Raw genomic sequence first — 14,024 nt, 5'->3', positions numbered from 1 at the left:
GGGTACGGTGGCTAGGCAATATTGAGTTTGGGTTCCGGCGGGTTCGTGTCTCGCGCGCCTCAGGCCGCGAGCGAGGCGAACGCGTCGCGCGCTGCGTCGATCGTGGCGTCGATGATTGCGTCGTCGTGAACGATCGAAACGAAGCCCGCTTCATACGCCGAGGGCGCGAAGTACACGCCCGCGTCGAGCATCTTGTGGAAGAACGCGTTGAAGCGCGGCACGTCGCTCTTCGTGACTTCGGCGAAGCTGGTCGGGACCGACTCAGTGAAGTAGAGGCCGAACATGCCGCCGAGCGAATCGGCCGCAAAAGGCACCTTCGCTTCGCGCGCGACATTCGCGAGACCTTGCGCAAGACGCGTGGTGCGGGCGGCGAGCGTGTCGTAGAAGCCGGGCGCCTGGATCAGCTGCAGCGTCTTCAGGCCGGCGGCCACCGCAATCGGATTGCCCGACAACGTGCCCGCCTGATAGACGCCGCCGAGCGGCGCGAGGTGAGCCATGATGTCGCGCCGGCCGCCGAAGGCTGCCGCCGGCATGCCGCCACCGATCACCTTGCCGAGACACGTCAGATCCGGCGTGATGCCGTAGACCTCTTGCGCACCACCCAGGGCGACGCGGAAGCCGCACATCACTTCGTCGAAAATCAGTACTGAGCCGTACTCGGTGCACAGGCGCCGCAAGGCTTGCAGGAATTCAGGCGTGGCGCGCACGAGGTTCATGTTGCCTGCCACCGGCTCGACGATCACCGAGGCGATCTCGTTGCCGAACGCCTTGAACGCTTCTTCGAGTTCCGCGACGTTGTTGTACTCGAGCACCGTGGTGTGCTTGGCGATATCGACCGGCACGCCCGCCGAAGTCGGATTGCCGAACGTGAGCAGGCCCGAGCCGGCTTTGACCAGCAGGCTGTCCGCGTGGCCGTGATAGCAGCCTTCGAACTTGACGATGCGGCTGCGGTTCGTGAAGCCGCGCGCGAGGCGAAGTGCGCTCATGGTCGCTTCGGTGCCGCTCGAGACCATGCGGACCTGTTCGATCGACGGCACCAGCTTGCAGATTTCTTCGGCAATTTCGATTTCGGATTCCGTCGGCGCGCCGAAGGAGAAACCGTTGGTCAGCACGCGCTGGACCGCTTCCAGTACTTCCGGGTGGATGTGGCCGAGGATCATCGGGCCCCATGAGCCGATGTAGTCTGTATAGCGTTGTCCGTCCGCGTCCCAGAAGTAGGGGCCTTGCGCGCGCTCGATGAAGCGCGGCGTGCCGCCTACTGAGCGGAACGCGCGGACCGGCGAGTTCACGCCGCCGGGGATGGTGCGCTGCGCACGGTCGAAGAGGGTCTGGTTTCTGGACATGGTGATGGCTGGAATTTGGGTTGCGCAGCGGCGCGGGTGCTGCTTTCTGCGCTCCGCGCGGCGCTGGGGGTTGGTGGGGAAATTGTACCGGAGTCAGCGTGAAGAGGTTTTGGGTTTGCCCATGCCGCGGCGCGTGGTCGACCCGCCCAGCCAGGACCGGGCGGGGTGGATGGTCTAGCCGTCGCGTACAATTGGGGTCGTCAAGTTGCGGTTTCCCCCGTTTCACCGCGTTTCGCTGCCGATGACGGCGCGGCGCTTCATCTGGATTCCCATGTCCCACGTCACCAGAAGCCGGCCCGATGGCCGGCTGATTCTGTTGCTCGGTGCGCTTGCCGCATGCGGGCCGATTTCCATCGACATGTATCTGCCGAGCCTGCCGACCATCGCGCAGGCATTCGCCATCAGCACCGGCGCCGCGCAAACCACGCTGACCAGCTTCATGTTCGGTTTTTCGATCGGCATGCTGCTCTATGGTCCGCTGTCGGACACCTATGGCCGCCGGCCTGTGTTGCTCGGCGGCATCATCATGTATGCGCTGGCAAGCGTGGCCTGCGCGTTGTCGTTTTCGATCGGGTCGCTGGTGACATTCCGCTTCGTGCAGGCGCTCGGCGCGGGTGCGGCCTCGGTGCTGGCGCGCGCGATCGCCCGCGACGCGCACGGGCCGACCGATGCCGCGCGCGTGCTGTCGATGCTCGCCATCGTCACGTCGATCGGCCCGCTGCTCGCGCCGCTGATCGGCGGGCAGTTGCTGTTGCTCGGCGGCTGGCGTGTCGTTTTTATCGTGCTGACGCTATTCGGTACGGTGTGTGCGGTGACCGCGTTCCTCAAGGTGCCGGAAACGTGGCCGCCCGAAAAGCGGGCGCATTCGGCGCTGCTGAAATCGTTCGGCGCCTATGGCAAGTTACTGCGCGATCCGGTCGCGTGGGGGCACATGCTGTGTGGCGGCATGGCGTTCGCGTCGATGTTCGCGTATATCACCGCGACGCCGTTCGTGTATATCGAATATTTCCATGTGTCGGCGCAGCATTACGGATTTCTGTTCGCGCTGAATATCGTCGGCATCATGTTCGGCAACTTTATGAATACGCGGCTCGTCGGCCAACTCGGTTCGCTGCCGATCATCTCTTTCGCCGCGACCGTGAGTTGCATCGCGTCCCTGTTCGTCTGTCTCGTCTCGCTGACGGGGTGGGGCGGACTATGGTCGATCGTCTTCGGGTTGTTCTTCGTGGTCGGCGTCGTCGGGCTGTTGTCCGCTAACTGCACGACCGATCTGATGCATCGGTATCCGGTGAATGCCGGCGCCGCGGCCGCCGTGTTCGGCGCCGTGCAGTTGGCGCTTGGCGCGTTGGCGAGCCTTGCTGTCGGACTCTGGCCGGATGGCTCCCCCAAGGGCATGGGCATCGTCGTGGGCGTTGCGGGCGTGCTGTGTTACGTCGGCCGGATTCTGGTCGTCAAATGGCACGGCATGAAGGCGCCGGTCGCTGCCGTTTGATGGCATCACGGGCTGGGAGGCTTCGCTGAACGCGGATCATGGTTCCTTAGCCGAAACACGCGGCAAGCCTGCTTCTCCATCCTGCGCTAAGCAACGCGTCTACGGAAAACACCAGGTGTTGCGCGCGCGCGACCGTGCGGTTCAATTTGCATTGCTATGATGGCGTCACTGTTCCTCGGAGCGGCAATCATGGCGATCAGAGATTTGATGAATGGCGAGCGGCAACAGGCTGCCTTTGCCGAAGCGCAGAAGCTGGCAGACAGCGGCGCCTATCACGATTACACAGACATCGAATATGTCTTGCGTTTTGATTACGGTTTGTCTGATGTATCGGCGCTGCTCGACAGTCAGTTGATGCATCGCGATCTGAATCGGCGTTGCGCCGATGCGCGTGAGAAGCTGGATGCGCTTAGCGTGTGACGCACGCGGTCAGTGGCACGCAGGCAGGAGCACTCGCAACAACCGAAGGCGGAAATGAAAAACGGGCCGAGAGGCCCGTTTTTCATTGATCTTGTGGCGGAGGCGGTGAGATTCGAACTCACGGAAGGATCACTCCTTCGCCGGTTTTCAAGACCGGTGCCTTAAACCGCTCGGCCACACCTCCAAGCCCTAAATTGTAACCTGAAAAATCCTCGTTGCGGCGCTCGGCGGATCGGCAATTACTGCGGATCTTTCAGAAACAGCCCCTGCAGATCGTTCAGGAAGGCCTGGCCAAGCGGTGTCGGCGCGATCTTTTCGTGGTCGCGTGTAATCAGCTTGCGCCGTTCTGCCTCCTGCAAAGCGGGTTCGATCGAGGTCATCGACATCCCCGTGCGCTCGATGAAACGATGCACTGGAAACCCTTCCACCAGCCGCAGCGCGTTCAGCATGAATTCGAATGGCAGATCGCGTGGCCCGACCTCATGCTCTTCCTGCACGGCCGTGCCGGCCTTTGCCTGCTCGATGAAGGTAGCCGGGTGCTTATAGCGCGCCTGACGCAGGACGCGATTCGGAAATGACAGCTTGGTATGCGCGCCCGCGCCGATGCCGAGATAGTCGCCGAAGCGCCAGTAGTTCAGATTGTGCTTGCTCTGCCGATGCGGCTGCGCATACGCGGACACCTCGTAGCGTTCATAACCGGCGGCCGTCGTGCGCTCGTGAATCCAGTCCTGCATGTCGGCGGATGCATCGTCGTCGGGCAGGGCTGGCGGGAATTTCGCAAACAGCGTGTTCGGTTCGAGCGTGAGGTGATACAGGGACAAATGCGGCGGCGCGAACGACAACGCCGTCTCCACGTCAGCCTGACATTCCGCGAGCGTCTGCTGCGGCAGCGCGAACATCAGATCGAGGTTGAAGTTGTCGAAGGTATTCGCGGCCACTTCGACCGCATGGCGTGCTTGCGCCGAGTCGTGAATCCGGCCGAGCGCCTTCAGATGCGCTTCATTGAAACTCTGGATGCCCACCGACAGACGATTCACGCCGCTCGCGCGAAACTGCGCGAACTTGGCGGCTTCGAACGTACCGGGGTTGGCTTCGAGCGTGATTTCCGCATCGGCGTCGAGCGGCAGCAGCGCGCGCACGTCGGACAGCATGCGGTCGAGCCCGGCCGCCGACAGCAAGCTGGGTGTGCCGCCGCCGATGAACACCGTATGCACCTGGCGCCCCCACACGAGCGGCAGCGCCATCTCGAGATCGGCGCGCAGCGCATCGAGATACTCGGTCTCAGGGAACGTGTCGCCTTTCCACTCATGCGAGTTGAAATCGCAGTACGGGCACTTGCGCACGCACCACGGAAAGTGCACATACAGCGCCAATGGCGGCAGCGAGGTCAGCCGAATGCTGCCCGGCGACGTGAATGCCTTGATGACGCCGTTGCCGATATCGGCAGGCGCCGGTTTGATCGGAATCACGCTTCCTCCGTCAAACGTGCGAGCAGTTGGCGCAATGCCATCGCGCGATGGCTGCTGGCGTTCTTCACCGCCGGCTCGAGTTCCGCAGCGCTCGCATTCAGCGACGGCAGGAAGAAGTACGGGTCGTAGCCGAACCCATGCCTGCCGCGCGGCGCATCCAGCATTTCGCCATGCCAGCGGCCTTCGGCGATCAGCGGTTCGGGATCGTCCGCATGACGCACGAGCGCCAGCACGCAGTAGTAATACGCGCGACGATCAGTCTCACCTTGCAAGGCTGAAACGAGCTGCGCATTGTTCGCCGCGTCGCTCTTTTCGCCGCCGGCGAGCTGCGCGTAGCGGGCCGAATAAACACCGGGCGCACCGCGCAGTGCACGCACGCACAAGCCGGAATCGTCGGCGAGCGCGGGCAGGCCGGTGAGCTTTGCCGCGTGACGTGCCTTGGTCAGCGCGTTTTCGACGAAAGTCGGATGCGGTTCTTCCGCTTCCGGCACGTTCAGCGCGCCTTGTGGAATCAGGTCGATGCCGGCCGCGCCGAGCAGCGCCGCGAACTCGCGCAGCTTGCCCGCGTTGTTCGACGCCAGCACGACTTTCTTTAACGGCGAGTCAGACGCAACAGCGCCGTTGTCTTGATGAACCTCACTCACTCTTTTGCTCCAACGCTGCTTTCTGCTTCGCGATCAGCGTGTTGATGCCGTCGCTCGCCAGATCGAGCAGCGAATTCATTTCGTCGCGCGAGAAAGGCACGCCTTCGGCCGTGCCCTGAATTTCGACGAAGCCGCCCGCGCCCGTCATCACCACGTTCATGTCGGTGTCGCATTGCGAATCTTCGTCGTAGTCGAGATCCAGTACCGGCAAACCGTCGTACACGCCGACCGAAATCGCCGCGACGTAATTGGTGATCGGCGAGCTTTCGATGCGGCCCGTAGCCAGCAGCTTCGCCACGGCATCATGCGCCGCCACGAACGCGCCGGTGATGCTGGCCGTGCGCGTGCCGCCGTCGGCCTGGATCACGTCGCAATCGATATGCAGCGTGCGCGCGCCGAGCTTCTCGAGATCGAATACCGAGCGCAGTGCGCGGCCGATCAGCCGCTGGATTTCCTGCGTGCGGCCGGTTTGCTTGCCGCGCGCGGCTTCACGGTCGCTGCGGGTATGCGTGGCGCGCGGCAGCATGCCGTATTCGGCGGTCAGCCAACCCTGGCCACGGTCGCGCAGGAACGACGGCACGCTTTCGGCGATGCTCGCCGTGCAGATCACCTTGGTGTCGCCGAATTCGACCAGCACTGAGCCCTCCGCATGCTTCGTGTAGTGGCGCGTGATGCGCACGTCGCGCAGCTGATTGGCCTGGCGGCCGCTGGGGCGTTGGGTGTTGTTGGTCATGTTGGTTTCGGTCTGGAAGAAAAGCAGGAGGGAAAGCGCAATTTTACCGCCGATCGCGTTGGGCGCGGGGCGGCCTGTCCGTCGGACGGCTACCCGCATGTGCCGGGGCTCTGCGCGAGGTAGCGCCGCGTGCGCGGCGGCCCTCGTGTGAAGGGCCTCGCCGGTAAAAATGGGATAATGCGGATTCTCCGCCCTGCGTCTCGTACACGCCGGGCGATTCGACTCTCCGGCCATCGTCAAACACATGGCCACAATCGCGAGAAATACGATGATCTACAGCATGACTGGCTATGCGAGCGCCACGCGCGAACTCGTCCCGGCCTCGGGCACAGGCGGCGTGAGCGTATCGGTCGAACTGCGCACGGTGAACTCGCGCTTTCTCGATCTGAACTTTCGCATGCCGGAAGACGTGCGCGCCTGCGAACCGACGCTGCGCGAAATGCTGATGAACAAGCTCTCGCGCGGCAAGGTCGATATTCGTATCAACCTGCAACGCAGCGAACAGTCGGCCAATGCAGGTTCGGTCAATCGCGATGCGCTGACGCAACTGGCGCTGCTCGAGCGCACCGTGCTGTCGACGTTCCCGGAAGCAGGGCGCCTGCGCACCGGAGAAATCCTGCGCTGGCCGGGCGTGCTGGCCGAAACCGGCGTGGCGCCGGAAGTGTTGCGCGATGCGGTGCTCGCATGCGGCAAGCAGGCAATTATCGATCTGATCGACGTGCGTGCCCGCGAAGGCGCGCAACTGGCGACGATGCTGCTCGCCAACGTTACAGAGATGGAAGCGATCGTCACGAAGATCACGCCGCTCGTGCCGGAACTGATCGCCAAACATCAGCAGAAGATCGTCGAGCGTCTGCAGGAAGCGCTCGGCGTTGCCGCGCCCGATACGGCGACGACGACGGTCTCGCGTGAAGAAATCAACGAACGGATTCGCCAGGAAGTGACGATGTACGGCATCCGCATCGACATCGCCGAGGAACTGTCGCGCCTCACGGCTCACCTGAACGAAACGCGTCATGTGATCGAGAAGGGCGGCAAGGTCGGCAAGCGCCTCGACTTCATGATGCAGGAGCTGAATCGCGAAGCGAACACGCTCGGCTCGAAGGCGGCCGCGAAGGAACTGGCGGATTCGTCGATGACCCTGAAGCTGCTCATCGAACAGATGCGCGAGCAAGTACAGAATCTGGAGTAAGGCAGGAGCCCCGAGAACATGACCGACCACACACGCGAAACCAGCGCACCGCGCAACCCTTACGCCGGTGCTTATCCCGGCAACCTGTTCATGGTGGTCGCGCCTTCGGGCGCGGGCAAGTCGACGCTCGTGAACGCGCTGCTCGCCGGCGACGACGCGATTCGTCTATCGATTTCATACACGACGCGCCCTCCGCGTCCGAAAGAGCAGGACGGCGAGCACTATCACTTCACGACGGTCGACGACTTCCTGGCGCGTCACGCGACTGGCGAGTTTCTGGAAAGCGCGGAAGTGCACGGCAACTACTACGCAACCTCGCGCGTGTGGATCGAAGAGCAGATGAAAAGCGGGCACGACGTGCTGCTCGAAATCGACTGGCAAGGCGCGCAACAGGTGAAGAAACAGTTTCACAACGCCGTCGAAATCTTCATCTTGCCGCCGTCCCTGGATGCGCTCGAAGAGCGTTTGAAAAAGCGCGGCCAGGACGAACCGAACGTGATTACGCGCCGTCTGCTCGCAGCCGGCAGCGAGATGGCGCACGCGGCCGAAGCAGAGTATGTCGTGATCAACGACAGCTTCGATCGCGCGCTTGGCGAACTGCGGTGCCTCGTGGCCGCGACGCGTTCGCGCTTTGCCTCGCAATACGCGCGCCACACGCAGCTTTTCGTGCAGCTCGGTATCCACCTGCCACACGCGTGAGCGCGGCGGTGTGTCGAGCACATAAGGTAGAATAAGCAACATCAATTAACGCCCCCAGACCTGTCGCTTCGCGCCAGGCCCCCCGAGGGGGACAAGAAAACTTGGGGCGGCCCAGCGTTTTCTTGCAAGAAGGAACCCAACATGGCCCGCATTACCGTCGAAGACTGCCTTAAACAGATCCCGAACCGTTTCGAACTCGCGCTTGCCGCAACCTATCGTGCGCGTCAGCTCGCTCAAGGCCACACGCCGAAGATCGAAAGCCGCGACAAGCCCACCGTCGTCGCACTGCGCGAAATCGCAGCTGGCCAGGTTGGCGTCGAAATGCTGAAGAAGGTGCCGGTTTAAGGCGCACTGTTCCGTTTTCGATTGCGCGTTTGCCAAACCTGTTTGCCACACGCGTTTGCCACACCTGGTTGCCACACGTAATTGCATCAACGTACAGGCCGGCGTCCAACCCTAACCGCTGCGGAGGCGAAAATGAGTGCTACCCCGCCCACCGCTACGGAAGTGGAACACGACGCCGACTCGCCCTCGTCTGCACGGAAGTACATCGACGCGGTCCTCGAACAGTCGTTTCGCCATCTGTTCGGGCCGACCGCCACGCCGGAGCAACCGCGCCGGCATGACGTCGTTTCGATCGCCAAGCTGACAGCCGTTCTGTCCGGCTATTTGCAGCCGGAAGAGATCAAGGACGTCAAGGCGGCATTCCACTTCAGCGACGAAGCCCATCTCGGCCAGTATCGCCAGAGCGGCGAGCCCTACATCACCCATCCTGTCGCCGTCGCGGAAATCTGCGCCGGCTGGAATCTCGACGCCCAGTCGATCATGGCGGCGCTGCTGCATGACGTGATGGAAGACCAGGGCGTGACCAAGGCCGAACTCGCCGAGCGATTCGGCGCAAAGGTCGCGGAACTGGTCGATGGGTTGTCGAAACTGGACAAGATGGAGTTTCGCAATCGCGAAGAGGCGCAGGCGGAAAACTTCCGCAAGATGCTGCTCGCGATGGCGCGCGACGTCCGCGTGATTCTGGTGAAGCTCGCCGACCGGCTGCACAACATGCGCACACTGGGTGCGGTGCCGCATGAAAAGCGCCGCCGCGTGGCGCGCGAGACGCTGGATATCTACGCGCCGATCGCGCACCGGCTTGGCCTGAACAATACCTATCGCGAGCTGCAGGACCTGAGCTTCGCGAACTTCAACCCGCATCGTTACGCCACGCTCGAAAAAGCCGTCAAGGCCGCGCGCGGCAACCGGCGCGAAGTGGTCGGCAAGATTCTGGAGTCGGTGCAGCGCGCGATTGCCGACGCGAAGCTCGACGCCGAAGTTACTGGCCGCGAGAAAACCATCTTCAGCATCTATAAGAAGATGCGCGACAAGCAGTTGTCGTTCTCGCAGGTGCTCGACGTGTATGGCTTCCGTGTGGTGGTCGAAAGTGCGCTTGAGTGCTACACCTGCATCGGCGCGCTGCATGCGCTCTACAAGCCGGTGCCGGGCAAGTTCAAGGATTACATCGCGATCCCGAAGGTGAACGGCTATCAGTCGCTGCACACCACGCTGGTTGGCCCGTTCGGCGCGCCGATCGAGTTTCAGGTGCGCACGCGCAAGATGCACGAGATCGCCGAAGCGGGCGTTGCTGCGCACTGGCTGTACAAGAACGGCGGCGCGGATCTGAACGACGTGCAGAAGCGCGCGCACCAGTGGCTCAAGTCGCTGCTCGACATTCAGAGCGAAGCGGGCGATTCGAGCGAATTCCTGGAGCACGTCAAGATCGATCTGTTCCCGGATGCGGTCTACGTGTTCACGCCGAAGTCGAAGATCATGGCGCTGCCGCGCGGCGCCACCGCGCTCGACTTCGCGTATTCGATCCACAGCGACCTGGGCAACCAGTGCGTCGCAGTCAAGATCAATAACGAACTGCTGCCGTTGCGCACCGAGCTGAAGAGCGGCGACATTGTCGAAGTGATCACGGCGCCGTATTCGAAGCCGAATCCGGCCTGGCTCGGTTTCGTGCGCACCGGCAAGGCGCGTTCGGCGATCCGCCATTATTTGAAGACGATGCGTTTGAACGAGTCTGTCCAGCTCGGCGAGCGTCTCGTCGACCAGGCGCTGAAGGGCTACGGGCTGGCACTCTCGGACGTGACGCCGGAAGCGTGGGAAAAGCTCGTGCAGTGGACGGGCAACAAGAACCGTCAGGAGATCTTCGCGGATATCGGTCTTGGCCGGCGTGTCGCCGCGGTCATGGCCAAGCGTATCGAAGTGTTGATGAGCGGCCGCGACGCCGACGACGATGGCTCGCGTTCCGACGGCACGGCGCCACACGCGCCGCCAGTCGTCATTACCGGCACCGAGGGTATGTCGGTGCAGTTGTCCGCCTGCTGCCGTCCGATCCCGGGCGACGACATCATGGGCTACATCGGCATTGGCCTCGGCATGGCCATCCACACTACGGACTGCCGCGTCGCACAGCGTATCCACCGGCGCGATCCGGGCCGCTGGATCGATGTTGCGTGGGCGCCGCAGCCGGGGCGTCTGTTCGACGTCGCGGTGAAGGTGTTGGTCAAGAACACCAAGGGCGTATTCGCCCGCGTGGCTGCCGACATCACGTCGGCGGATGCGAACATCGTCCACATCGCGATGGACGAAGACCTGTCGCAGGAATCCACGGTACTGCGCTTCGTGATCCAGGTGAGCGATCGCGTCCATCTCGCCAACGTCATGCGCCGCGTGCGTACGAATCCGGACGTGATGCGCATTGCGCGCGAGCGGCCGAGCGAAGAAGGGCATCACCGGCACGACGGCGGGATGCGGATCGACCGCGAGCGGGCGGATTACTGATCGGATGTCTGGCTGAGTCTGCTCGACGTAAGCGTGTGGCGACGTCGGCGCGCCTCGAGCGGCAGGCAGCCCTCGTTCGAAACTGAGCGCGCCCGCCGCCTGCGAGTCTCACCGGAACTTCAGGGAGAGCGCTTATGAACGTCACTGACCTCACCGGCATGGCGCTCGACTATTGGGTCGCCCGCAGCCTGCACGACTTCGTGCGCGAAATCCACTTTACCGATGGCGGTGAAACCGTCTCGATCCGCGGCATTGATCGTGGCCGTCCATGGGATGGGCGTTTCACGCCTTCCACGTCATGGGAAGCGGCAGTCGCGGTGCTGGAGCGCGCGCAGCGGCTGGAGGTGCGTGAGCGGGCCAATCATGGCGCGGCACATTGCATCGCGGAATTTGAAGGCGGTCATCGAACCGTGGAAGGGCGGGGGGACTCGTTGCGGGTCGCACTGTTGCGGGCGTTCGTCGAAAGTCGCTTCGGCGATAGCGTGGGCGATGTGTTGCGCGAGCCGCAGGCTGTCACTGGCGAGCTTGCGGAGCCGATCGGCGAGGAATCGGCGGACGTTCCGTTCGAGGGTATGCCGAGTCCAGACGGGGAGATCGGTGATATTCAGTCGGAGCCGCGATAGGTGTGATGGCGCTGCCACGGCATTCGAGCCTGGCGGGGGCGGACACGCTGAAGCACAGCAAAACGGCTGCGCAAAAACAAAGGGCCTTCCGATCGGAAGGCCCTTCATAGGTGGTGCGGCTGGCAGGATTCGAACCCACGACCCCTTGGTTCGTAGCCAAGTACTCTATCCAACTGAGCTACAGCCGCACGCTAAACAGGTGACGCTTGCAGTGATACTGCGATGAAACCGAGGTAAAACATAGGGCCTCCCCGGAGGGAGGCCCTCGAATAAGTGGTGCGGCTGGCAGGATTCGAACCCACGACCCCTTGGTTCGTAGCCAAGTACTCTATCCAACTGAGCTACAGCCGCACGCAGAAACGAGATTATAGCAAAGGTTTTGAAAAAAGGAAGCGTGTAACTGCGATTTGTCTCATTGCCCTGATCGTGTACCCTTGATAGGAAGTCGCTTGCTGCAGTTAACGGACCATCATGAACAAGGCCTTTGTCAAAGAGTCGAGTGAAGAGAATGACGACGACCTCGACGTCGCCCAGCCCGAAATCCCGCCGGGTACGAAAAACTACATTACGCCCGCCGGTTACCGGCGAATGCGCGATGAACTGCTGCATCTGATCGATATCGAGCGGCCGGAGGTGGTCAGGCTGGTGTCGTGGGCGGCCTCGAACGGCGATCGCTCGGAAAACGGCGATTACATCTATGGCAAACGCCGTCTGCGAGAAATCGACCGGCGGATCCGCTTTCTGACCAAGCGCCTCGACATCGCCGAAGTGGTCGACAGCAGCAAACAGGAAAACGTCGATCAGGTTTTCTTCGGCGCGACCGTCGAATATGCAACGGAAGACGGCGAGGCGCATACCCTGACGATTGTCGGCGTCGATGAGGTCGATCTGGATGTCGGCCACGTGAGCTGGATTTCGCCGATCGCGCGGGCGCTGCTCAAGGCGAAAATCGGCGATACGGTGACTTTGTACACGCCGGCTGGCCCGCAGCCGATCGACATACTGGACGTCAAGTATCCGCCGCCCGATACCGACGGCTAGGCCAATGCGCCAGCGAGACGGACGAGACGGACGAGACGGACGAGACGGACGAGACGGACGAGACGGACGAGACGGACGAGACGGACGGACGGACGGACGGACGAAGTTGACCGGTCGGCCGGTGATCTTTTTGGCGCTTGTGTTCGGAAATAGGTGTTCGATTCGCTCCCATTCGGCGTCTGACAGTCGGTCCGTCTCGTTCCCCTCTGCAAGGTGTATTTACTGAGCGGAATAAAAAAGGCGCCGCGAACGGCGCCTTGGATGCTGCGGATGTTGCGAGCTGCTGCTTTAGAAGCGGTGACGCAGACCTGCGGTCACAGCGACCTGGCTGTTCGTCGACGACGCCGCGCCCAGGCCATTGATGTTCGCAACCAGGCCCGAACCTTCGTTTACGCGTTGATACACACCCTGCAGGTACACGTCCGTGCGCTTCGACAGCGAGTAGTCCGTTTGCAGGTTGAACTGGTTGTAGTTCGGACGCACGCCATCGAGGCTTGCGCGCGTGTAGGTGTACGAACCCGCCAGGCTCAGTGCCGGCGTGAAGGCATAGCGGCCGTTCACTTCGAAGTTCTGGAAGTGAGCGCTGTTGCTCGGCAGGGAGACGGCAGCCGGAGTACCCGCCGCAGCTGTGCTGATGCTGGTCAGGCCGGTCAGGTTGGTTTGCGTGTACAGGAGGCCAGCCGTTGCCGGGCCGAACGAGTAGTTTGCGCCCACCCCCCAGGTTTGCTGACGCTTTGCTCCGAACGTGAAGTCGTCCGACACTGCGCCGTTGATGTTCGCCGTGCCGCTGCCGTTCAGCTGCATAAACGCTGCTCCGACGTTCAGGCCGCCCCAGTTATACGATCCACCAACGCTGTATGCGCGGTTGTTCGCAAAGCTGCCAGCGTCGTTCGAGAAACCGTACATCGCGCCGCCCTTGAAGCCGCCGTAGTTCGCGCTGGTGTACTTGATCGAGTTGTTGACGCGGAACGAGTTGTTCAGGTTGTCGTTATCGAACGGGTGGGCGAACTGCGTGCCGCCATATTGCGTGCCCGTCAGGGACAACGGGCCAACGAAGTCCACCATGCTGTCATATTGACGGCCGAGGGTCACAGCGCCGAACTGGTCGCTTGCCAGACCCACGAATGCCTGACGGCCGAACTCACGGCCCTTTTGGCCCAGCGTGCCGTTGGCGATGCTGAAGCCATTTTCCAACGTGAAGATGGCCTTGAGACCGCCGCCCAGATCTTCAGCGCCGCGCAGGCCCCAACGGCTGCCGTTCACCGAGCCGCTCGTTTCTTGCCAGTTGCTGTGGCCGTGCTGGTTATTGGTATAGGTGATGCCGGCGTCGATCAAGCCATACAGCGTGACGCTGCTCTGGGCATGTGCTGCCGTTGCAAAAACGCCCGTGAGGGCCGCGACCATGAGAGTTTTTTTCATTTTGTAACTCCGAGAGCGAGAGTGGGTTTTCAACCCAGGCTTAAGGAGACCTTCACGCGGGCGCTGCGAGAGGCGAAATCCGCGTGAGAAGCGCGCTGTACGCCAAGCGCGCCG

The 14,024-nt window shown here is 62.4% G+C and carries 13 protein-coding genes and 3 tRNA genes; 8 read left to right on the top strand and 8 right to left on the bottom strand.

Annotation, left to right across the window (positions count from 1 at the left end; genetic code table 11):
- Window positions 1-59 precede the first annotated feature (59 nt).
- On the bottom strand, window positions 60-1,343 hold the full coding sequence (gene hemL, locus P3T22_RS09790; protein ID WP_063497050.1) for a glutamate-1-semialdehyde 2,1-aminomutase: 1,284 nt from the start codon (window positions 1,341-1,343) through the stop codon (window positions 60-62).
- 271 nt (window positions 1,344-1,614) lie between these two features.
- Between hemL and P3T22_RS09785 the strand changes: the two genes are divergently transcribed.
- Together P3T22_RS09785 and P3T22_RS09780 are read left to right on the top strand one after the other, a co-directional pair.
- On the top strand, window positions 1,615-2,835 hold the full coding sequence (locus P3T22_RS09785; protein ID WP_429324846.1) for a Bcr/CflA family multidrug efflux MFS transporter: 1,221 nt from the start codon (window positions 1,615-1,617) through the stop codon (window positions 2,833-2,835).
- A 189-nt stretch (window positions 2,836-3,024) separates the two neighbouring features.
- The gene (locus P3T22_RS09780; RefSeq protein WP_063498054.1) at window positions 3,025-3,255 is read left to right on the top strand and encodes a hypothetical protein; all 231 of its coding nucleotides are present in this window, start codon (window positions 3,025-3,027) and stop codon (window positions 3,253-3,255) included.
- Between the two features lie 94 nt (window positions 3,256-3,349).
- Here the strand turns inward: P3T22_RS09780 and P3T22_RS09775 are convergent.
- From P3T22_RS09775 to rph, 4 genes are all read right to left on the bottom strand, one after another.
- Window positions 3,350-3,439, bottom strand: a tRNA-Ser gene (locus P3T22_RS09775).
- Between the two features lie 55 nt (window positions 3,440-3,494).
- Complete coding sequence (gene hemW, locus P3T22_RS09770) at window positions 3,495-4,724, bottom strand: radical SAM family heme chaperone HemW (protein WP_429324845.1); 1,230 nt, start codon at window positions 4,722-4,724, stop codon at window positions 3,495-3,497.
- On the bottom strand, window positions 4,721-5,368 hold the full coding sequence (gene rdgB / locus P3T22_RS09765) for an RdgB/HAM1 family non-canonical purine NTP pyrophosphatase (protein ID WP_063496986.1): 648 nt from the start codon (window positions 5,366-5,368) through the stop codon (window positions 4,721-4,723). The genes hemW and rdgB overlap by 4 nt, the downstream gene beginning before the upstream one ends.
- Window positions 5,361-6,101: a ribonuclease PH gene (gene rph, locus P3T22_RS09760; protein WP_063496985.1), complete on the bottom strand. Its 741-nt coding sequence runs from the start codon at window positions 6,099-6,101 to the stop codon at window positions 5,361-5,363. Before rph ends, rdgB begins: the two co-directional genes overlap by 8 nt.
- 268 nt (window positions 6,102-6,369) lie before the next feature.
- Here rph and P3T22_RS09755 point away from each other — a divergent pair, with 268 nt between their 5' ends.
- The 5 genes from P3T22_RS09755 to P3T22_RS09735 all read left to right on the top strand — a co-directional run bounded on the left by P3T22_RS09755 (window position 6,370) and on the right by P3T22_RS09735 (window position 11,450).
- Window positions 6,370-7,293, top strand: a complete 924-nt coding sequence (locus tag P3T22_RS09755; protein WP_429324844.1) for a YicC/YloC family endoribonuclease — start codon at window positions 6,370-6,372, stop codon at window positions 7,291-7,293.
- 18 nt (window positions 7,294-7,311) lie between these two features.
- Window positions 7,312-7,992, top strand: coding sequence for a guanylate kinase (gene gmk, locus P3T22_RS09750; protein WP_063496983.1), 681 nt, complete (start codon window positions 7,312-7,314; stop codon window positions 7,990-7,992).
- Between the two features lie 141 nt (window positions 7,993-8,133).
- Window positions 8,134-8,337 (top strand): DNA-directed RNA polymerase subunit omega, encoded by a 204-nt coding sequence (rpoZ, locus tag P3T22_RS09745; RefSeq protein WP_006025620.1) that lies wholly within the window; start codon window positions 8,134-8,136, stop codon window positions 8,335-8,337.
- 132 nt (window positions 8,338-8,469) lie between these two features.
- A complete protein-coding gene (locus P3T22_RS09740; protein ID WP_063496982.1) occupies window positions 8,470-10,827 on the top strand; it encodes a RelA/SpoT family protein in 2,358 nt (785 codons plus the stop codon).
- A gap of 134 nt (window positions 10,828-10,961) precedes the next feature.
- The gene (locus P3T22_RS09735; RefSeq protein ID WP_429324843.1) at window positions 10,962-11,450 is read left to right on the top strand and encodes a phage protein NinX family protein; all 489 of its coding nucleotides are present in this window, start codon (window positions 10,962-10,964) and stop codon (window positions 11,448-11,450) included.
- Between the two features lie 111 nt (window positions 11,451-11,561).
- Here P3T22_RS09735 and P3T22_RS09730 read toward each other — a convergent pair.
- Together P3T22_RS09730 and P3T22_RS09725 are read right to left on the bottom strand one after the other, a co-directional pair.
- Window positions 11,562-11,638 (bottom strand) — tRNA-Arg (locus P3T22_RS09730).
- A gap of 86 nt (window positions 11,639-11,724) precedes the next feature.
- Window positions 11,725-11,801, bottom strand: a tRNA-Arg gene (locus P3T22_RS09725).
- 120 nt (window positions 11,802-11,921) lie between these two features.
- Between P3T22_RS09725 and greB the strand changes: the two genes are divergently transcribed.
- Window positions 11,922-12,491, top strand: a complete 570-nt coding sequence (greB, locus tag P3T22_RS09720) for a transcription elongation factor GreB (protein WP_063496980.1) — start codon at window positions 11,922-11,924, stop codon at window positions 12,489-12,491.
- Window positions 12,492-12,779: 288 nt separating this feature from the next.
- On the opposite strand, the gene P3T22_RS09715 is transcribed toward greB, so the two are convergent.
- A complete protein-coding gene (locus P3T22_RS09715; RefSeq protein ID WP_063496979.1) occupies window positions 12,780-13,910 on the bottom strand; it encodes a porin in 1,131 nt (376 codons plus the stop codon).
- Between the last annotated feature and the right edge of the window lie 114 nt (window positions 13,911-14,024).

Origin of the sequence: Paraburkholderia sp. GAS348 (assembly GCF_050434205.1) — a bacterium.
Classification (GTDB): Bacteria; Pseudomonadota; Gammaproteobacteria; order Burkholderiales; family Burkholderiaceae; genus Paraburkholderia.
Note: the sequence above shows the minus strand (reverse complement) of the source record. Positions and strands in the feature narration are given on the sequence as shown.